This window comes from Acinetobacter sp. BIGb0196, from assembly GCF_011759595.1.
Classification (GTDB): domain Bacteria; phylum Pseudomonadota; class Gammaproteobacteria; order Pseudomonadales; family Moraxellaceae; genus Acinetobacter; species Acinetobacter guillouiae.
In genome coordinates, this window is the sequence record NZ_JAAOZA010000002.1 from 418,709 (window position 1) to 439,158 (window position 20,450).

21 protein-coding genes and 1 riboswitch are annotated in these 20,450 nt (G+C 40.0%); of the genes, 16 read left to right on the forward strand and 5 right to left on the reverse strand.

The window, feature by feature from the left end; all coding sequences use genetic code 11:
• The 8 genes from FHR28_RS14680 to recJ all read left to right on the forward strand — a co-directional run bounded on the left by FHR28_RS14680 (position 1) and on the right by recJ (position 10,357).
• Entirely contained in the window at positions 1 to 1,986 is a 1,986-nt protein-coding gene (locus FHR28_RS14680) for a 2-oxo acid dehydrogenase subunit E2 (protein WP_171527394.1), read from the forward strand.
• A 548-nt stretch (positions 1,987 to 2,534) separates the two neighbouring features.
• Positions 2,535 to 2,691: riboswitch (yybP-ykoY riboswitch) on the forward strand.
• An 89-nt stretch (positions 2,692 to 2,780) separates the two neighbouring features.
• Positions 2,781 to 3,359: a TMEM165/GDT1 family protein gene (locus FHR28_RS14685; protein ID WP_166782947.1), complete on the forward strand. Its 579-nt coding sequence runs from the start codon at positions 2,781 to 2,783 to the stop codon at positions 3,357 to 3,359.
• Positions 3,360 to 3,572: 213 nt separating this feature from the next.
• Entirely contained in the window at positions 3,573 to 4,370 is a 798-nt protein-coding gene (locus FHR28_RS14690; protein WP_004718609.1) for an MBL fold metallo-hydrolase, read from the forward strand.
• 89 nt (positions 4,371 to 4,459) lie between these two features.
• On the forward strand, positions 4,460 to 4,825 hold the full coding sequence (locus tag FHR28_RS14695) for a YkgJ family cysteine cluster protein (RefSeq protein WP_081401065.1): 366 nt from the start codon (positions 4,460 to 4,462) through the stop codon (positions 4,823 to 4,825).
• 222 nt (positions 4,826 to 5,047) lie between these two features.
• Entirely contained in the window at positions 5,048 to 6,514 is a 1,467-nt protein-coding gene (gene guaB, locus FHR28_RS14700; RefSeq protein ID WP_004718605.1) for an IMP dehydrogenase, read from the forward strand.
• 118 nt (positions 6,515 to 6,632) lie between these two features.
• Positions 6,633 to 7,964: a phosphoglucosamine mutase gene (gene glmM, locus FHR28_RS14705; protein WP_004718603.1), complete on the forward strand. Its 1,332-nt coding sequence runs from the start codon at positions 6,633 to 6,635 to the stop codon at positions 7,962 to 7,964.
• Positions 7,965 to 7,996: 32 nt separating this feature from the next.
• Entirely contained in the window at positions 7,997 to 8,653 is a 657-nt protein-coding gene (gene pdxH, locus FHR28_RS14710; RefSeq protein WP_105713893.1) for a pyridoxamine 5'-phosphate oxidase, read from the forward strand.
• Positions 8,654 to 10,357, forward strand: coding sequence for a single-stranded-DNA-specific exonuclease RecJ (gene recJ, locus FHR28_RS14715; protein WP_166782948.1), 1,704 nt, complete (start codon positions 8,654 to 8,656; stop codon positions 10,355 to 10,357). It begins immediately after the preceding gene.
• Between the two features lie 55 nt (positions 10,358 to 10,412).
• Here the strand turns inward: recJ and FHR28_RS14720 are convergent, their stop codons facing one another.
• Positions 10,413 to 11,174: a putative porin gene (locus FHR28_RS14720; RefSeq protein WP_166782949.1), complete on the reverse strand. Its 762-nt coding sequence runs from the start codon at positions 11,172 to 11,174 to the stop codon at positions 10,413 to 10,415.
• 377 nt (positions 11,175 to 11,551) lie between these two features.
• Between FHR28_RS14720 and FHR28_RS14725 the strand changes: the two genes are divergently transcribed.
• From FHR28_RS14725 to FHR28_RS14750, 6 genes are all read left to right on the forward strand, one after another.
• Positions 11,552 to 12,094 (forward strand): PadR family transcriptional regulator, encoded by a 543-nt coding sequence (locus tag FHR28_RS14725; RefSeq protein WP_166782950.1) that lies wholly within the window; start codon positions 11,552 to 11,554, stop codon positions 12,092 to 12,094.
• 38 nt (positions 12,095 to 12,132) lie between these two features.
• The gene (locus FHR28_RS14730) at positions 12,133 to 12,528 is read left to right on the forward strand and encodes a Fur family transcriptional regulator (protein WP_154129943.1); all 396 of its coding nucleotides are present in this window, start codon (positions 12,133 to 12,135) and stop codon (positions 12,526 to 12,528) included.
• 35 nt (positions 12,529 to 12,563) lie between these two features.
• Entirely contained in the window at positions 12,564 to 12,866 is a 303-nt protein-coding gene (locus FHR28_RS14735; RefSeq protein ID WP_166782951.1) for a DUF3861 domain-containing protein, read from the forward strand.
• The gene (locus FHR28_RS14740) at positions 12,859 to 13,182 is read left to right on the forward strand and encodes a DUF2798 domain-containing protein (RefSeq protein ID WP_374759599.1); all 324 of its coding nucleotides are present in this window, start codon (positions 12,859 to 12,861) and stop codon (positions 13,180 to 13,182) included. Before FHR28_RS14735 ends, FHR28_RS14740 begins: the two co-directional genes overlap by 8 nt.
• Positions 13,183 to 13,447: 265 nt before the next feature.
• Positions 13,448 to 14,395: a pirin family protein gene (locus tag FHR28_RS14745; protein WP_034611289.1), complete on the forward strand. Its 948-nt coding sequence runs from the start codon at positions 13,448 to 13,450 to the stop codon at positions 14,393 to 14,395.
• Between the two features lie 157 nt (positions 14,396 to 14,552).
• The gene (locus FHR28_RS14750) at positions 14,553 to 14,951 is read left to right on the forward strand and encodes an OsmC family protein (protein WP_004718587.1); all 399 of its coding nucleotides are present in this window, start codon (positions 14,553 to 14,555) and stop codon (positions 14,949 to 14,951) included.
• Between the two features lie 114 nt (positions 14,952 to 15,065).
• Here FHR28_RS14750 and FHR28_RS14755 read toward each other — a convergent pair whose 3' ends face one another.
• A complete protein-coding gene (locus FHR28_RS14755; RefSeq protein ID WP_034611292.1) occupies positions 15,066 to 15,512 on the reverse strand; it encodes a surface-adhesin E family protein in 447 nt (148 codons plus the stop codon).
• 135 nt (positions 15,513 to 15,647) lie between these two features.
• On the opposite strand from FHR28_RS14755, the gene FHR28_RS14760 reads away from it, so the two are divergent.
• On the forward strand, positions 15,648 to 16,289 hold the full coding sequence (locus FHR28_RS14760; protein WP_004718584.1) for a glutathione S-transferase family protein: 642 nt from the start codon (positions 15,648 to 15,650) through the stop codon (positions 16,287 to 16,289).
• Positions 16,290 to 16,315: 26 nt separating this feature from the next.
• Positions 16,316 to 16,915 carry an alpha/beta fold hydrolase gene (locus FHR28_RS14765; protein WP_105713888.1) on the forward strand — a complete coding sequence of 200 codons (600 nt, stop codon included), beginning with the start codon at positions 16,316 to 16,318 and terminating at the stop codon, positions 16,913 to 16,915.
• Positions 16,916 to 16,956: 41 nt separating this feature from the next.
• Here the strand turns inward: FHR28_RS14765 and dinB are convergent, their stop codons facing one another.
• The 3 genes from dinB to mdtD form a co-directional block, all read right to left on the reverse strand.
• Entirely contained in the window at positions 16,957 to 18,012 is a 1,056-nt protein-coding gene (gene dinB / locus FHR28_RS14770; RefSeq protein ID WP_034611297.1) for a DNA polymerase IV, read from the reverse strand.
• 122 nt (positions 18,013 to 18,134) lie between these two features.
• Complete coding sequence (locus tag FHR28_RS14775; protein WP_056517195.1) at positions 18,135 to 18,893, reverse strand: GH25 family lysozyme; 759 nt, start codon at positions 18,891 to 18,893, stop codon at positions 18,135 to 18,137.
• A gap of 79 nt (positions 18,894 to 18,972) precedes the next feature.
• Complete coding sequence (gene mdtD / locus FHR28_RS14780; RefSeq protein WP_166782952.1) at positions 18,973 to 20,364, reverse strand: multidrug transporter subunit MdtD; 1,392 nt, start codon at positions 20,362 to 20,364, stop codon at positions 18,973 to 18,975.
• Positions 20,365 to 20,450 lie beyond the last annotated feature (86 nt).

Genomic DNA, 20,450 nt, shown 5'->3' on the forward strand with positions numbered 1-20,450 from the left:
ATGCAAGTTAAAACTCCTGATATTGGCGTTGATAAGGCCACTGTTGCAGAAATCTTGGTGAAAGTAGGGGATACCATCGCTGTTGATGACAGTATTGTTCTACTTGAGTCAGACAAAGCCTCTGTTGAAGTGCCAAGCACTTCAGCGGGTGTGGTTAAAAGTATTGCTGTTACGGAAGGTGATGAGGTTTCAGAAGGTGCTGTGTTGATCGAAGTTGAATCAGCGGATGCAACAGAGACAGAAACTTCAGCACAGCCTGCTCAAGAAGCTGCAAAAACTGAACCTGCTGTAGAAACTAAAGCTGAACCTGTGGCGCCTGCTGCACCTTCAGCATCCGCGCCAGCTTCATCTCAAACAGTTGAAGTTCAAGTGCCAGATATTGGTGTTGAAAAAGCTTTGGTCGGCGAAGTTCTGGTTAAAGTGGGCGACGAAATTGCGGTAGATGACAGCATCGTCGTAGTGGAATCGGATAAAGCAACGGTTGAAGTTCCAAGTACAGTTGCCGGCACGGTTGAAAGTGTTGTGGTCAAAGAAGGTGATAATGTTAAAGAAGGTGTGGTACTGATTACAGTGAAAACTGTAGGCGCTGCAACGACTTCGGCGGCAGAACCTACTGAAGCGCCTCAACAAGCGTCAGCAACACCAACTCAAGCTGCGGCACCAGAAGCATCAGCGCCAGCCCAATCGGGTAAAGTTGAAGTTGCTGTTCCTGATCTTGGTGTAGATAAAGCAACAATTTCTGAAATCTTGGTGAGCGTAGGCGATCAAGTTGAAAAAGACCAAAGCCTTTGCGTCGCTGAGTCGGATAAAGCCTCTGTAGAAGTGCCAAGTACGGTTGCAGGTACGGTGACGGCGATCCATGTGGAATTGAATCAGTCTGTGAGTCAGGGCACTGCTTTGGTGACGATTGAAGCACAGGGTCAGACTGCACCAGCACCACAAGAAAAGCCAGCTGCTCAAGCATCACAAGCTGCATCAGCACCAGCCGCGAAAACGACAGCATCAGCGCCAAAAGCTGAAGTGGCCGTTGCTCAAGCGGGTACTGAAAAGTTATCTAAAGCACAACAAGCTGAAAATGCCAAAGTTTATGCTGGTCCAGCCGTGCGTAAGCTTGCGCGTGAACTGGGTGTGGTTTTATCACAAGTCGAGGCCTCTGGTCCTCATGCACGTGTGATGAAAGATGATGTTTTTGCTTTTGTTAAAGCCAAATTGACTGCACCACAAGCAGTAGCTCAAACCGCCGCTGCGCCAGCCGCTTCAGGATTGCCTGCATTACCAGATTTCAGTGCATTTGGTGGTAGTGAAATTGCACCAATGACGCGTTTACAGCAAGTGTCTGTACCGCAATTGTCATTAAATAATTTCATTCCACAAGTGACACAATTTGATTTAGCAGATATTACTGAATTAGAAGCTTGGCGCGGTGAGTTAAAAGGGAAATTTAAGCAAGATGGTATTAGCTTAACGATCCTTGCCTTTATTGCAAAAGCGGTGGCGTTCTTACTTAAAGAAGAGCCTTATTTTGCGGGTCACTTGGCAGATGATCAAAAGTCTGTGCTGTTGCGTAAAGAAATTCATATGGGAATCGCTGTGGCGACACCAGATGGTTTAACTGTTCCAGTATTGCGTAATCCTGATCAAAAATCGATTAAGCAAATTGCCATTGAATTAGGTGAGTTAAGTAAAAAAGCACGTGATAAGAAACTTTCTCCGAAAGACTTACAAGGTGCAAATTTTACCATTACCAGCCTAGGTTCAATTGGTGGTACTGCATTTACGCCATTGGTGAACTGGCCGCAAGTTGCGATCTTGGGTATCTCACCTGCAACGATGCAACCGGTATGGAATGGCTCAGGCTTTGATCCAAAACTGATGTTGCCATTGTCATTGTCTTATGACCATCGTGTGATTAATGGTGCGGATGCTGCGCGATTTACCAATAAATTGACCAAGTTGTTATCAGATATTCGTAACATCTTGCTTTAAGTTCTAAATCATAGAAGACCTCGCTTTAGGCGAGGTTTTTTATATGCATCTAATTTTGTTTTATCAATAATTTTCAAATCTGCTTTAAAGTTATCATTCAATATAGTCAATCTGTCAAAAAACTCAGGCACAAGAATATAATTTCTCTTAATTAATATTTTTTATTAAATCAATTATATGAAAAACAAATTATTTGATTATAAAAAAGCGTGCAATGCCACACCTTACATTCAAAGTTTAAATACCATTGCGTAGGCGATGCTTCACTTTTCGTAGGGGGATGCCAAACCTTGCGCTGCAAACAAAGCCGTACTTTGTTTTTGCTCATGGGCGAGGGGTACGTCCTGTACCCCCGCCCAACGGCGACATCCATGTCGCCCCACGATAGGATAACCATCTAGGGTTGAAAATTAGTGAAGAAACGAAATTGAATTCATCCTCTGCGGGCATTAAAAATGCTTTGGCGCGATATTTTTTGAAGTTTATCTGAGCTTTAAATTTTTTAATTTTTAAAAATTGAAAATGATTGATAAAGCGTTGTAGAATAGCTGTACTTCATTGGGGAGTAGCCGCTGTTTATCATCTGCGAGATGATAAATGGGTGATGATCAACATAATTACTCAACAGAGTATGGTCATCATAGCAAAGAACCAATTTAGCTGAAGGTGTTTACTCAGCTATCTTTTGTTGGCAAGACCTTTGATTTATCACTCCGCGTTGAATAGGCGACTATTCATATTGGCTAGCAGGAGGGGTAAGTCATCGGTAAATATTGCTAGCCAGAGACTTTGAAATGTTAAATGCCTTCCTCATCTCTTTAGTGGTTGTCGCTTTATCCGAAATGGGCGATAAAACACAACTGCTCGCATTACTTCTTGCTGCACGTTTTCGTAAACCTATTCCTATTTTAATTGCAATTTTATTAGCAACCATCGTCAATCATGGTGTATCGGCAGTGCTTGGTCAGTGGATTACCACGGTCCTTAGCCCGACAGTGTTACTTTGGATTGTGTCACTTGGCTTTATTGGTATGGCTGGGTGGATGTTGATTCCAGATGAATTGGGTGATGAATCTGAAAGTATTAATAAATGGCAAAAATATGGGGTCTTTGGTGCAACCTTTGTATTATTCTTCCTTGCAGAAATTGGGGATAAAACCCAAATCGCCACAGTGGCACTTGCTGCACGCTTTGACAATATCGGTTGGGTAACCATAGGTACGACATTGGGGATTATGCTGGTCAATGCACCTGCTGTATTTATTGGGAATAAATTGGCAGATAAATTACCTATTGCATTGATTCATAAAATTGGAGCTGCAATCTTTTTTATTATTGGTGTCGCAGCTTTAGTTCAGCATTACTTTTTTTAAGCGCAATTCTCCAAGCTTATTTAACATCAATAAAGTCATCTATTTTTAAAGCTGAAAATCCAACTTAATGTTGGGTTTTTTATTATTCTGAGAATGATGACACAAATAATCTTTAAACTTAGGTTGTAGATTTATTGTAACTTTGAAGAAAACCTTATATGTTGTATGGGATAACTAAAGATTTATTTTAAAAAAGGTTTTGGGGTTTCTGGTATGGCTTTAGATCGCACCACGTCGCAAGTTTTGTTTGATAATGGCACTCATAAATGTATAAGTTTTACCAGTTTGGTGAAAGGTGAAGGTGTACAAGCCAATCAGTTTCTTATTTTAAATAATGAACGTGCAGCAGTATTAGATCCAGGTGGTGATTTGACCTATGTACCCCTGACCATGGAGCTTAATAAATACACCCGATTACAAAATTTAGACTATGTCATGGCATCTCACCAAGACCCTGACATCATTACCTCAATGCCACGTTGGTTGGTCTATACCGATGCCAAAGTGGTCGCATCTAAATTATGGGCACGCTTTTTACCTCATTTAAACTCTGCATTTATGAGTGATCGTATGAAAGGGGGCTGGTTAGAACGTCTGATCGAATTGCCAGACCAAGGTGGCTCTATTCCATTGGGAGAAACGCGCATCATCGTGGTTCCTGCGCATTTCTTACATTCCGTTGGAAATTTTCAGTTTTACGATCCAATTTCAAAAATTTTATTCTCAGGTGATATGGGTGCATCGATTGTTGATGATGCCTCGAAACCAATTGAAGATTTTGCAATGCACATTCCAACCATGCATGGTTTTCATCAGCGCTATATGTGTACCAATCGGGTGATCCGTTTATGGGTGAAAATGGTGCGTCAAATGGATATTGAAATGATTGTGCCGCAGCATGGTAAGCCGTTTATTGGTAAAGAGATGATTCATCAGTTTTTAGACTGGATCGAAAATTTACAATGTGGTGTCGATTTGATGGATGAGTCTGTGTTTACCTGCCCGCAATAAAAAATTCAAAAAAGATATTGAGTTTGAGTGCGACTTTTTTTAGGATTTTCTTGCCAAAATTTTAAATTGATAACGAGAATCTTAAAAAAATGTTGTCACAAATCTCAGCACAGGATGCGTGCTTAAGTTGCGGGGCGTGTTGCGCCTTTTTCCGAGTCTCATTTTATTGGGCTGAAGGAGAGGCCATGCCGCCAGATTATGTCGAACCTTTGACAGCCGTGTATTCTTGTATGCAGGGCACCAATCAAAAGCAACCGCGTTGTGTGGCATTAAAGGGTGAGATTGGACAGCAAGTCAGCTGTAGTATGTATGAGCAACGGAGTTCTTCATGCAAACAGGTACATGCTGGGGATTCACAATGTGCAAAAGCAAGACAAGGCTATGGTTTAATTCCCCTGATCGAAATAGAAGTCGCTACATCCAGCAATGATGAAGACTTTGATCAGGTGTGTTAACGCTAAAGTGGGAAAATTTAGGATATCAGGCAGAGACTGTAAGTCGACAGTCTACTGTGGTGTTAAATCCACGATAATTTTATATTCAAAGCCCATTTTTATTTCAATAAGATACTGAAAAATAAAGTGTGATTGAGAATAAGATAAATCCGCACAATAAAAAATGAAAATTGAACGGAAATTTGTATATAATAGCTCACGGAAATTACCAGCGAGACTGTTATGTTGACCATCGTTCAAGAAGCGCTAACCTTCGATGATGTCTTATTACTCCCTGCCTATTCTACTATCCTCCCAAAAGATGTCTCTCTAAAGACACGCCTCACACGCGGCATTCAACTGAACATCCCTATGGTTTCAGCAGCAATGGATACTGTGACTGAGTCACGTATGGCGATTGCAATGGCGCAAAACGGTGGTATTGGTATTTTACATAAAAACATGGATATTTCTGCACAAGCTGCAGAAGTTCGCCGTGTAAAAAAATTCGAAGCGGGAATGGTGAAAGATCCAATTACCGTGACACCTGAAACCACGATTCGTGATTTGATGGCAATTACACAAGCCAACAACATCAGTGGTGTACCTGTCGTTAAAGATGGCAAAGTGGTTGGGATTGTAACTGGCCGAGATACTCGTTTTGTAACGAACTTGGAACAACCAGTAAGCAATATCATGACAGGGCAAGATCGTCTTGTGACTGTTCGTGAAAATGAATCGAAAGAAAATATTCAAGCATTATTGCAAAAACACCGTATTGAAAAAGTATTGGTGGTTGATGAAAGCAATGCACTAAAAGGCTTAATTACAGTTACAGATTTCCGTAAAGCGGAATCTTATCCAAATAGCTGTAAAGATGAATTAGGTCGTTTACGTGTTGGTGCTGCAGTGGGTACTGGCGCTGAAACCCCAAGTCGTGTTGAAGCTTTGGTTGAAGCGGGCGTTGATGCGATTGTAGTGGATACAGCGCATGGTCATTCTGCGGGTGTGATCGAGCGTGTACGTTGGGTGAAAGCAAACTTCCCTCAAGTTCAAGTGATTGGCGGTAATATCGCAACGGGTGATGCTGCTTTGGCATTACTTGATGCGGGTGCAGATGCAGTGAAAGTAGGTATTGGTCCTGGTTCAATCTGTACGACACGTATCGTTGCTGGTATTGGTATGCCACAAATCTCTGCAATTGACAGTGTTGCCAATGCATTGAAAGACCAAATTCCATTGATTGCTGATGGTGGTATCCGTTTCTCTGGGGATATGGCCAAAGCAATTGGTGCTGGTGCAAGCACGATTATGGTGGGTTCACTTATGGCGGGTACTGAAGAAGCGCCTGGTGAAGTTGAATTCTTCCAAGGTCGTTATTACAAAGCATACCGTGGTATGGGTTCTTTAGGTGCAATGGCTGGTGCAACGGGTTCTGCCGATCGTTATTTCCAAGACTCGAAAGCAGGCGCTGAAAAATTAGTCCCAGAAGGGATAGAAGGCCGCGTACCGTACAAAGGTCCAATGGGCAATATCGTACATCAAATGATGGGTGGTTTACGTTCATCTATGGGCTATACCGGTTCTGCAACCATTGAAGATTTACGTCAAAATGCAAAATTTGTGAAAATTACCGCTGCAGGTATGCAAGAGTCACATGTGCATGATGTAACGATTACCAAAGAAGCACCGAACTATCGTGTAGGTTAATCTTTTGTAATATTTTGATTGGAAAAAGCCGTCAGTTTATGACGGCTTTTTTATTTTGGTGTAAAGTAGTAAACCTTAAAAATTGATTGTTATACAACACATAATAAGTGGGTAAAAGATGAGTTATTTTGGAACAGACGGGATTCGTGGAAAATTTGGTGAACTCCCAATTACCCCAGAATTTGCACTTAAACTCGGATTTGCGGCAGGGAAAGTATTAAAGCAAATTAGCCCCAAATCAAAACCGATTGTGGTTTTAGGTAAAGATACCCGTTTATCAGGTTATATTCTTGAAGCAGCTTTACAGGCGGGTCTCAATGCGGCAGGTGTTTATGTACATTTACTTGGACCGCTGCCGACCCCTGCAATTGCCCATTTAACCCGTGCATTGCATGCCAACTTAGGGATCGTGATTTCTGCTTCACATAACCCTTATTTTGATAATGGGATTAAATTCTTCTCAGATGAAGGGAAGAAGCTTCCAGATACGATTCAAGATGCGATTAACCGAGAGCTTGAGAACGATATCATCATTGAAGACACCGCAAACTTAGGTAAGAGTGTGCGTGTTAAAGATGCCAATGGTCGTTATATCGAGTTTTGTAAATCGACATTCCCGTATCATTTCAATTTACGCCATTTAAAAATTGTGGTGGATTGTGCCAATGGTGCAGCGTATAGCGTCGGCCCAGCAGTATTTCGTGAATTAGGCGCAAAAGTTATTGCGCTTTATAACGAACCAGATGGTTTAAATATCAATAAGGATTGTGGTTCGACGCATCCTGAAAATTTACAAAAAGCAGTGATTGAGCATCAAGCAGATTTAGGTATTGCTTTTGATGGCGATGCAGATCGTGTGGTTTTGGTTGACCGTTTTGGTAAATTGATTGATGGCGACCATATTCTTTATATTTTAGCAACTCAAGCATCCCAAAAACCGGCGGGTATCGTGGGTACAGTGATGAGTAACATGGCATTAGAGTTAGCACTTGAAAAAGCCAAAGTTCCTTTTGTACGTGCTAAAGTGGGTGATCGCTATGTATTGCAAAATTTAGAAGAAAACAACTGGGTGATTGGTGGCGAACCATCTGGTCATATTTTGACTTTAGACAAGAGCACAACAGGCGATGCAATCATTGCAGCCCTACAAGTGTTAACAGTATTGGTCGAACAGAATAAAGCTTTAGATGAATTGGTTGCAGATTTTAAAACTTTACCCAATGTTTTGGTCAATGTTCGCCTTGAACAAATGTTTGACCCATTCGCAGTGCCAGCATTGGTTGCCGAGTTTGATAAAGTAGAAGCAGCACTTAAAGGACGTGGGCGAATTTTAATTCGTAAGTCAGGGACGGAACCGATCATCCGTGTTATGGTAGAAGGCGATAATCTGCAAGAAGTAACTGATTTGGCAAATCATTTAGCAGATGCTGTTCGTCAAAATGCGGCTTAAAATATTGTATCGTCTGTAGAAGGTTTTGCTTCATGCGTGATGTAATTAAAGACTTAAGTGAGCTTCGTCTTACTTATCAAAAAGGTGAACTACATGAGGAGCAAGTGGATGCTCATCCTCATGCGCAGTTTCTCAATTGGTTTAATTTGGCTTTAGAAGCAAAACTGCATGAACCCTATGCAATGTCGTTGGCAACCGCAAATGCACAAGGGCGTCCACATGTGCGTACTGTGTTATTGCGTGGTGCTACCGAGGCTGGTTATGATTTTTATACCAATTATGACAGTCAAAAAGGCTTAGACTTAGCTGAAAATCCTTATGCAGAATTGCTATTCTATTGGCCTGAGTTAGAACGTCAGGTTCGTGTGGGTGGTCAAGTTCAGAGAATATCTGAACAAGAATCTACTGATTATTATCATAAACGTCCGCGTGATAGCCAAATTGCAGCACATATCAGCACCCCACAAAGTGGCGTGATTGAAAGTCGTGAACATTTACAACAGCGTTTTCAAGCATTGTATGATCAAGTGGCTGAAAAAAATGAATTGGCTAAACCCGAATTTTGGGGAGGCTATCGTTTAGAGCCGACGTATTATGAATTCTGGCAAGGCCGCCCAAATCGCTTACATGATCGCCTAACTTATGAAAAAGTAGGTGGATCTTGGACAATACAACGTTTGATGCCATAAATGCAAAAATTACAAATTAAACAACGACCATTGATCACACGCCCTGAAAACTTTCAGGGCGTGTTACCCTTTATTGCTGAAATTTTAGCCCGTCGTGGTGTGCAATCTGAACAAGAATTAGATTTAAAACTTAAATATTTACTTGCACCAGAAATGAAAGGTTTAGAGCAAGCCATTCAAATTATTGATCAAGCTTTAGATCAAGATAAAAAAATTGTGATTGTCGGTGATTATGATGCAGATGGTGCCACCAGTACCGCACTGATGATGCTGGCTTTACGAGAAATGGGTGCCAATGTTGAATACCTCGTTCCAGATCGCTTTAAATATGGTTATGGCTTAACCCCTAAAATTGCCGATTTGGCTTTTGAAAAATATCAGCCGGATCTATTAATTACGGTCGATAATGGAATTTCCAGTCATGCCGGGGTAGCACAAGCGCAGTCATATGGAATGCAGGTGATTATCACCGATCACCATTTAACGACCAAGGAAACGCCTCAGGCTGAAGCGGTTGTTAACCCAAATCAGTTAGGTTGCGAATTTCCAAGTAAGGCTTTGGCTGGCGTTGGCGTGGCATTTTACCTATTGGCAAAGTTAAGTAGCCATCGGGCAAAACAGGGAAAATCGGCTGCAAAAATGCCGCAATATTTGGATTTGGTTGCTTTGGGTACTTATGCCGATGTTGCTAGCCTCGACCATAACAATCGTATCTTAGTGGATGCAGGGGTTAAACGGATTCAACAGAATCAATGTCGTGCAGGAATCAGTGCCTTATTAGACATTGCAGCGCGTGATCCTGCTGAGTTAAAAGCCTCTGATTTAGGTTTTGTGTTAGGGCCTCGCCTTAATGCCGCAGGGCGTATGGAAACCATGGACATTGGTATTGAATGTCTTTTGGCAACCGATACGCAGACAGCTCACGCTTTGGCACGCCAGCTCAATGATTTAAACTTAGAACGTCGTCAAGTTGAGTCGGAGATCAAACAAGAGGCTTTGGCAGCGCTGGAAAATCTACAGCTTGATCAAGATCATTTGCCCGCAGCGCTGGTCATGTTTGAAGAACATTGGCATCAAGGGGTGATTGGTATTGTGGCAGGGCGTTTAAAAGAGCAATTTCATCGCCCTAGTATTGTATTTGCGGCGGATAAAGATGGGATTCATATCAAAGGTTCCGCACGTTCGATTGATGGTATTCATATTCGAGACAGTATTGAAAAAGTTGCCGAGCAATATCCTGATTTGATTAGTCATTTTGGTGGGCATGCGGCGGCGGCGGGTTTGACCATTCAAAAGCAACATTTTGAAGAATTTAAACAACGGTTTACTGAGTTGGTTGCTCAATCAGATGATGCACTATTCCAAGCGGTGTTGTGGACGGATGGTGAATTACCTGCTCAGGCATTTCAACTGCAAACTGTAGATACCTTGGCGCAATTGGGACCGTGGGGGCAAAAGTTTCCTGCACCGGTATTTGAAGGGCATTTTAAAGTCATCGATTATCGTTGGTTAAAAGAAGTGCATCTGAAATTGCGTTTAGCTTTGGAAAATGGCCAACCGATTGATGCGATTGCCTTTAATGTACGCGATAAATTCAATTTTGATCCTATGCAAGATATGGTACGTATTGTTTATGAATTGGATAAAAATCAATTTAATGGCAATGTGAGTTTGCAGTTAAGAATGCTGCATTTAGAACAGTAAATTTAGAGATAAAAAACCGCTCATACGAGAGCGGTTTTTTAAAGTTTACCAATAATTAGAAGCGGTAAGCAGCGCGAAGACCATAGATATTATAGTCATCAGAAAAATCAACAGAACCTTCTAAGCTGATTTGTTGAGTAAAGAATTTTTTTGCACGAATTGTGAATGTGTCTTCATCATTCCCATCAGCACGGCTACCTGAATAAGCCAATCCGACACTCAAGGTTTTATCTAGATATAAATCTGTACCTACGCTGTAAGCATCGGTATCACCAAAGCTTGCGCCACCTTCAAAGTTCATGTCATAGCGACCCACTTGAGTGACATATTTAGCACGGATAGTTGGATCTATATCATCATTAAAATCATTATCATAGCCCGCTAAACCAACCGCGATCAAAAGACCTGGGATTGGCAGATAACCCACTTCAGCAGTGTAAGTTGTATTGTCAAAATCTTCAAAACCATCTTCTTTATCTGTAGAGCGAGCGATAGTCGCACTTGCATAAAAATCAGTATTTGGAACGAAATATTCAATACCAACACCATAACTTGTGATATCACCATGATCATAATCGATATAGCTAATCTCACCATTTACGTTGCTTGCACGATCTAAAAAAGCGGCTTCGTTTAATGGATTGTTTTTAACTTGGACAGGATTAAAGTAATATTTTCCGTCGATAGCAAAACCAGTAGATGTATCCCCTTTATCTGGATCAACAATACCGAGTGAACCACCGATTTCAGCCTGGTATGCATGTGCAGACCCAAAAGAACTAGCAAGTAATGCAGCAAATAAAGTTTTCTTAAACATTGTGTGACCCTTTTGTTATAAAAATATTAATTTTTTGTTACAAATGGCATTGTATGTAAATTAATCTCTATGTCAAGACTAAAGATCTGAAAATTAAAAGTTTGCTGTCCCAAGATATAAAAACGATGCTTAAAAAATGGGTAACTAAGTCAAGCTTTAAGCAATCCATAACAACAATAAAAATAGCCAATAGATTCGGTTTAAAGGCTTTTAATCGGTCTTTTTTATATCTTAAATTTTTAAGATAGATCGATTTAAAATTATTTAATTCATTATTTATCAAAATATTATAATTGATTTTGTTCTATCGTCTTGCCTTAAGACTTATTAAGATATATCTTAATACGCATAAATTAATCGATTTGAGAAGAATAAAGATGAAATCAGAGCGACATGATCATTCACAAAATGATTTTGAGCATCGTGAACAGCATACCGAACGAGGCTATGGTGGGCGACGAGGTCGGTTGTTTGAATCGGGTAAAATGAAGCTTTTGGTTTTACATCTGATACAGCAACAGCCAAAGCATGGTTATGAAATTATCAAAGCCATCAGTGATCTGGTCGGTGGAGGCTATACTCCAAGTTCAGGCACAATCTATCCAACCCTGACCTATCTTGAAGAAATTGGTTTTGTGCATGCTGAAAATACAGAAGGTGATCGTAAGCAATATCACATTACTGATGCTGGAAAATTACATTTAAAAGAGCAGCATGCACATATCAAACACTTATTAGAGCGTTTGGAAACTCGACGCGAAATTCATGAAAACGACCAATATTTGGATATTCATCGTGCGATGGAAAACTTAAAAACATCATTACGCTTAAAGCTCAAGGGTAAAGATTTTGATGCTGAACAAGTTAGACAAGTCGCTGAAAAAATTGATCAAGCCGCCGTAGAAATTGGGCGTTTATAACAATGCAATAATAGGGCAATAGAAGGTTTAGGTGAGACATGAGTATTGAGGTACAACAAAAGCTGCGGCATGCAAATTTAAAAGTGACCCAAGCAAGAGTGATTGTATTCAAAGCGCTGTTGGACCAAAAAACACAACTGAGCGCAAAGCAGATTTATCAGCAATTATATGTACAAAATAAGCAGATCAGCTTATCGACCATATATCGAGTGGTGAGCGATTTAGAAAAAGTCGGTCTGATTACTCAAAATTTGCATGGCAGAGATGAAGCCAAATATGCTTTGCCTTATTTATCCGAAGTGGAGTCACTCAATATTCAATGTGCTGACCTAACCCAGATCAATAAAGCGTCTTTAATCGCTTCACTGGAACAGGTTTTTCAAGCGTTTGATATTGATGTTTTGGATATTAAATTTAGTACGACCCTACATTAAACCCAGCCGAATATTTAACAAGTTAGAGAAATCTTATGAAACAACATCAATATTATGTAACTGTTCAACATCTTGCAGATGCACAAGGTCATCCGTCAACCTACAATGAAAATATCGAATTTAACGTGGGCAATCACGATGATATTTTCCAAATCGTAGAGCGCTTAAAAGCTGCTGAGTTTTTTGATGAAGAAACCACTAAAGCGTTTGCGGTAGGGCTAAAACTCTTTTTAGAGGTGATGATTACCCACCGTGATCATGCGCTATTTCAAGACTTTGAACCCGCAGTTAAACAATTTATGAAAAACTTAAAGCAGAACGTCAAGAAAAATGCGTGATTTAAAACCAGAGATCAAGATCGAAAATAGACCCGATCAACATAAACCTGCTATGATTTTTGCTGGAATTCCGAAATTACCAGCAAAATATGCGGGCTGGATTATGCCGTTCATACTCTCAGCTTTGATGAGTGCGACCATTTCCATGATTAACTTATGGAAAAATGTGGGGTGGTTCGATGGATTTTTTGCAAAATGGTTTAGCGTCTGGCTATTTTCATGGATGATTGCCTTTCCCACAGTGTTAATTTTTTTACCTCTGGTTCGCCGTTTCACAGGCTTATTTGTGGATCTTACGCCACCACCTTCTGCTTAATTCGATCAAGACTTTGAACATGCTATAGGGTGATGATGGGCCTATAAGCATTTCAATGTGAATATGCAACTCGGTAAAGTATTGCTTCCAGATTTTCTAATCAGAAACTGCATAACAAAAACCAAACTATTATTGTCCTATTCATGGTATTCAGCGTATTAAGATAGCTATAGGTCGATGTATATAAAACCGATAAGCTAAATAAAATGAAATTGTAGATGTTGCAATAACGTCCTGAGCTGATGGACAAATTTAGGATAACAAAATGACCAATACCAACTATACCGAGATTTCTAACTCTGACGATTGTGAAAAATATGTGAATCAGTTTATTCAAGATTTTCCAATCCGTTCAGCAGAAATAGGCAAAGGCACCGTCATTAAACGTGCATTACCCAGTCGTCAAAAACGCATGATTGGCGCATGGTGCTTTTTAGATCACGCTGGCCCAGTCGTATTTCCTCAGGGAGATGGATTGGATGTTGGACCGCACCCACATATTGGATTACAAACCTTCACTTGGATGATCGAAGGGACGATGATGCATACAGACAGCATCGGCTCTAAACAATTGATTCGTCCTAAACAAGTGAATCTAATGACTGCTGGTTATGGTATTTCCCATACAGAAGTTGCTCCCGATACTGAAACAAGAATGCATGCTGCACAGCTTTGGATTGCATTGCCTGATGATAAGATCAATATGGCACCGCAGTTTGATCATTATCCAGAATTACCCATCGTAGAGCAGGACCATATCGAATTTACAGTTTTAGTCGGTGAATTCATGAATACCAAATCTCCTGTCAAAGTGCATACGGAATTAGTGGGGATCGATTTTTTTGCAAAAGAATCAACCAAGACACGTATTCCACTGAATCCTCATTTTGAATATGGATTTATGGCATTAGAAGGTGAAGCAACAGTAAATGGTCATGATTTAAATAGTGACAATATGGTAGTGATAGAACCTGGAATTTCACAGATTGAGGTTGAGTTACCAAAAGGCTCGCGTTTACTGTTGATTGGTGGTGAACCTTTTGAGTCGCCTATTTTATTGTGGTGGAATCTTGTGGGCAGAACACAGGAAGAACTAAAAACAGCAACAGAGCAATGGGCAAATCAGGATGCCCGTTTCGGAACGATCCCTGATTATGATGGTCCACGTTTAGAAGCACCAGCATTCCCAGACAAGATGCGAGCATCGAAGTGATGTGCTGCATTGCGCATTATCGATCTTTAGACAGGGATTCAAAGTAAATAATTTGCGTTAAAGACGTGCTTGATCATCCTTTAGCGCAAGTGTTGTGTTTAAAAAGTTTTATTTAAACTGGCATTCACTAAAAATTTAAAGATTAAAGGAAAATAAAATGGCAATTATTGCAAATGCAAAGGTAAAAACCTATCCAGAACCATGGTCAGGTGAGGTGGTGAGTGGAAAACATCAACTGATTACCGATAAACCAGAATCATTCGGTGGGCAAGACAAGGGCTTAGCACCTTATGATTTTATTTGTTCAGGTTTAATTTCTTGTACCATGATTACTTTGCGTATGTATGCTCAACACAAAGGGCTTGATTTGGGTGAGTTTACAGTTGAAGCTGATTTTAATGCCAATAAAGAGGGGAAAGAATGGGTCGAGCGTCGCTTGTCTTTTGCCACTCCGTTGTCTGAAGAGTTGCATCAAAAAGTGTTAGACATTTGCCAAAAAACCCCAGTGACCAAGACTTTATTGCGTAGTGTGGAAATCAATACCACGATTATTTAAAAAACGGCTATGTAAAAGATGGTCGTTGTCGCTGATCCGTAAAAAGATATTTTGTATAAAAACAAAATATCTTTTTTTTCTGTCATTAAGATTATACAAAGTTGCTTTTATTGATTATTTACAGGTGTTTGCATAAATTTTGTTATAGAACTTATCTTGATTCAAGGCTTTAAACTCTAAGTCGTCAAAGGAATAAAAAGCTGCTCCCGTTTCACCATCATGGCTCAAGGTAAGGTCATCAAATTTTTTCACTAATTTACTGTTTGATGTTTTTCCTGCAAAGTAATCAGCGCCCCGAATGGCGATGGTTTTTCCTGTGCAATCTACAATAAGCTGTTTAATAACTGATTGATATGTTGCACCTTGCTCATCTTTAATAGGGTTGGCATATTTTTCATAGATGACAGCTTGCTTAAACGAATCACGAATTTTTTGATGTGCATTTACATCAATAAAGGACTCACCCTTATTCTCAAGAGATCCCAGTAACATAAGCTTGGGTTGATAGGCATATAGATTTGAACAAATAAAGAAGAAAATTAACGGGATAAGTGACTTCATTTTTATTCTCAGAATAACCAATATTGAATCTAGAGTATAAACAAAGTTGATAAAAAAATGATTTAAATACAGTAATAGAATTGTTGAAAAGTTGAGATCAATTTATAGTCGAAGGATAAAAACTGAGGCAATACAATGATTACATTACATCACCTAGATCAATCTCGTTCACTCCGTATTATCTGGGCTTTAGAAGAGCTGGGGCTTGAGTATCAGATTAAGCACTATAAACGCTTGCCTACTTTTGCTGCACCCCCTGAGTTAAAAGCAGTTCATCCGCTTGGAAAGTCACCTGTATTGACCGATGGTGACCTGACTATTGCAGAATCTGCTGTGATTTTAGATTATCTTCAAGCAACCTATGATACAAAAAATCAGTTTAAGCCTCAGAACCCTAAAGACTTAATGCAATATAACTACTGGATGCATTATGCCGAGGGTTCTTTAATGCCTTATTTGTTGATGACCTTGGTCATGACCAATATGCCAAAACATGTTCCTTTTTTAATTCGTCCTATTGCAAAGAAAATTTCAGAAGGTGTCCGTGGCGGCTTTAGTAATCCTCGTTTAAAAGAACATGCAGCCTTTTTGGAAGCTTATTTTAGTCAACATGACTATGCCGCAGGTGAGTTTTCTTTTGCCGACATTCAAATGAGTTTTCCCGTGATTGCCATGCAACAACGAACCAAAAATAAAACCCCTCGACTGGCTGCATATGCTGAACGAATTCAGCAGCGTCCTGCTTTTCAACGCGCTAAACTAAAGAGTGATGATTAAATTTTGTATATCAAGGTGATGGCTGAATGCATTTAATTTTTTTACCAGGCGCATCGGGAAGTACAGCGTTTTGGCAACCTGTTATGCAGCAGCTTTCAGCCGATCATCAAAAAACAGTGATGGCCTATCCAAGTTTTGCTGGGTATCCAGAGCATCCGCATATTGATAGTTTTGACGATTTACAGGGCTATATTCTCGACCAAATTCAACAGCCCTGTATTGTGATTGCTCAATCTATGGGAGGTGTTTTTGCAGTTCAAGCAGCATTACAAAAACCTGAATTGATCAAAGCTTTGGTTTTGGTTGCAAGCTCTGGTGGAATTGATTTAAGCCCTTTTCAGGTTGCGGATTGGCGAGGGAATTATCAGCAAACATTTGCAGTGCCCAATTGGTTTGTCGATCATCAATCCCATTTAGATGATTTATTATACAAAATAGCGTGCCCAGTCCTGTTACTCTGGGGAGATGCAGATCCCATTAGCCCTGTGGGCGTGGGTAAATATTTGCATGAAAAAATTCAGCATTCCAGATTGCATATCATTGAACAAGGGGAACATGATTTGGCCAATGTACACGCAAATCAAGTGGCCAGATTAATTCACGATTTTATTTCTGATATAAAGTAAAAGATTAAAGCTGAAGTCGCACATGTCTTTTTCATTTATGTTTACCATAATGACAATTGTGCTTCATCTTGCTGATCGGTCAGTTGATACAAACCCACTCCGATTAAACGGAATTGGAAATGCTCAGGAATTTGCATTTCGCTTAATAATATTTGAATGACCTGAACCATTTCTTGTTGCGATTGAAGTGCGGTTTTAAAACTTTTACTGTGCTGTAAAACCTGAAAATTCTTGAGTTTTAACTTAACGGTGACACCGCGAGCCTGCATGTGTTTTTTTTCTAAACTGAGCCAAACACGTTCAATTAAATTGTCCCAATAGATTGAACACTGTTCAAGGCTGAGATCATCATCAAATGTGGTTTCTTTGGAAATTTGCTGACGTTGTCGTTCGGCTTGTACTGGGCGATCATCAATACCTTGGGCATATAAAAACAACTGTCTACCATATTTGCCAAAATGATGGATCAGTATATTTTCTTCAATTTTTTGCAAATCCCCCAAAGTCTCTAAGTTTAAGCTTTTCAGTTTTTCCTGAGTGACTTTACCGACACCGGGAATTTTTTTCAGGGGTAAATCATGGATAAAATGTTGAACTTGGGTCGGTTTAATGATGCAAATGCCATTGGGTTTATTCCAATCCGAGGCAATTTTGGCAAGAAATTTATTCGGTGCCACACCTGCTGAAGCCGTAAGCCCTGTTTGTTGAAAAATATCAGCTCGAATTCGTTCCGCCACTTCAGTGGCACTGGGAATATTTTGTAAATTTTCAGTGACATCTAAATAAGCTTCATCTAAAGATAAAGGTTCGATAAGCGCAGTGTATTTCTGAAAAATCTCATGAATCTTTACAGAAACGTCACGATACTTTTCAAAATTCGGTTCAATCACATAGACTTGAGGGCAGAGTTTTTTTGCCTGAGACATCGACATGGCAGAGCGTAATCCAAACTGACGCGCTGGGTAGGATGCAGCAGCAATCACAGCCCGAGGATGATGTGAGGAAATCACCACAGGCAGATGCTTTAATTCAGGGCGGTCGAGTAGCTCTACAGATGCATAGAATGCATCCATGTCAATATGGATGATTTTTCTCATGAATTACACAGTGTTGAAACGCTGTGTGATTATTCTAACCGATCTTGATTTGTTTCTATTGATGAATTTGAATTTTGTAAAGAATATGCGACAGCTTATGTCATGAATGATCTTGATTGCGCTTAATTCAACTTATTTTTCTGTAAAAACTGCTGCCATTGTTCTGCATCACCATAAAATACATTTAAATCGACATTTTTTTCGATGCCTTGAATTTTGCCTTGGTTGCTCTGTTGCCAAAATGTCCATGCACGTTGGTCTTTTAAATCAGGCTTATCTTTATATTCACGAATCCAAATCGGTGTATCTTTAAACTCACCTGTTAAAACCATGTTGTAAAAGATTTTAGAGGTATAAAAAATCGGTTGTTTACCGTAATGCTTTTGCAATTGATCATGCATACTTTTGATGTGTTTGATTAATTGTTCTTTGGTATAGGTGTTTATGCAACTGCTGTCATATTCCAAGTCCATCACAGGGGGCAAGGCATTGCTTTTATTTGGCACTGTTTTGATAAAATTTTGTGCTTGAATGTCACCATCACGACATAAACGAAAGAAGTGATAAGCCCCCACACGCAGACCACGTTCACGTGCTTCTAACCAATACTGCTGAAACTTATCATCTTGATAATCGCCACCTTCAGTGGCTTTAAGATAGACAAACTGATAGTGCTGCGGAGAAATTTTTTTCCAATCAATATCACCTTGATGATGTGATACATCGAAACCTTTAATCGGATAGGCTTCAGCCAAGGCGGCATTATTATGAACAAAAAACAAAGTCCCGAGTATGACGCAGCAGAAAAGTGCGATCGCTAAAACTGAGCTATTGCGAGTGATTTTTTGCTGTTTGTGTTTTTTCGCAGCGTATTTTGACATGGTTTTTCTAAATATCCAGATGGATCAGTTTAACGTGCTTTGGTTCTAAAAAACGATGGCTGAATAAAAATTGCAACACTTAAATTTGCGCATCTTTGGGAATTTGAAAGAATATCAACGCCGTAATGATGTTAATCGCACCTAAGCAAATTAGGGTATAGTGAAATGCTTGTGTTATATGCGCTTCACTAAAATAGCCTGTAAATGCATTGAGTAGAGTACCTGCCAAAGCAACCCCAATACTCATTGATAACATCATAATCATCGATAAAAAGCTATTCCCACTACTGGCATCCTGTTGCGGGAGATCTTTAAGCGTAAGGGTATTCATGGTCACAAATTGTAATGAGTTGAGTACACCAAAAATAAAGAAATGCACCACACCTAACCATGTCGGGGTATCCGCTGTATGTAACGCAAAACTGGCAATACATGCACCGATCAATAAGGTATTGACCAGAAGAAATGGACGATAACCGGTACGTTGTAAAATCGGGCGAATGATGGGTTTAGAAAATAATGAACCGAGTACAATTGGGGTCATCATTACCCCAGTCATCAAAGGTTCCATTTTAAATGCAACTTGGAGCATCAGCGGCAAAATAAAGGGAACGGCATTTCCACCAAAGCGCGCAAAGAAATTACCGAGTACACCAATGGTATAGATTTTATTTTTAAACAGTCGACTACGAAACAATGCATTTTTATGGGTATGGGCATGATAGGCATAGACCAATGCTGAGATTATCCCAGCGAAAAGTAAGCCTAAGCTCAGGTTTCTGGAGATTTCATTGCTGGCAATATTTTCAATCCCTAATGCCATGCCCACCATTGCGATTGCCAATAGGATAAAGCCACTGGAATCAAAGGATTTTACAGATGCTTCAGCCACATTGGGCATGGCTTTAAAGGTAACAAAAGTGCCTAAAATACCGATGGGTAAATTAATCAGAAAAATCCAGTGCCAAGAGGCATATTCGACCAACCAACCGCCTAAGATCGGACCCATTAATGGACCGAGTAAGCCTGCTAAGCTCATCAAACTCATTGCAGAAAGAAACTGCTCACGAGGGATGATTTTTAACATGGCGAGTCGCCCGACTGGAACCAGTAACGCGCCACCGATACCTTGAATAACTCGAAATACAATAAGTAGATTGAAGTCATTGGACAGTGCACAGCCCAATGAGGCAGCGGTAAAAATTACGATCGCTGCAAAAAAGATATTTCGTACCCCAAAGCGATCTGCCAGCCAACCGCTTAAAGGAATACACGCAGCAACCGCCAAGACATAGCTAATCACGATGCCATGCATTTTTAATGGATTTTCTTGCAGGCTTTCTGCCATAGCAGGCAAAGCGGTATTGATAATCGTGGTATCTAAGCCTTGCATGAAAAAGCCGATCGAAACTAAAAAAACCAATAAATAGAATTTAGGTTGGAGTTTACTGTGCGATGGCGTAGTCGTCATAGAACTTAAATAATCTCATTTTGTGAATATTTTAAAACAATCATCTGACTAAATCTGTATGAAATCGTTGCTTTATATTGAATCAG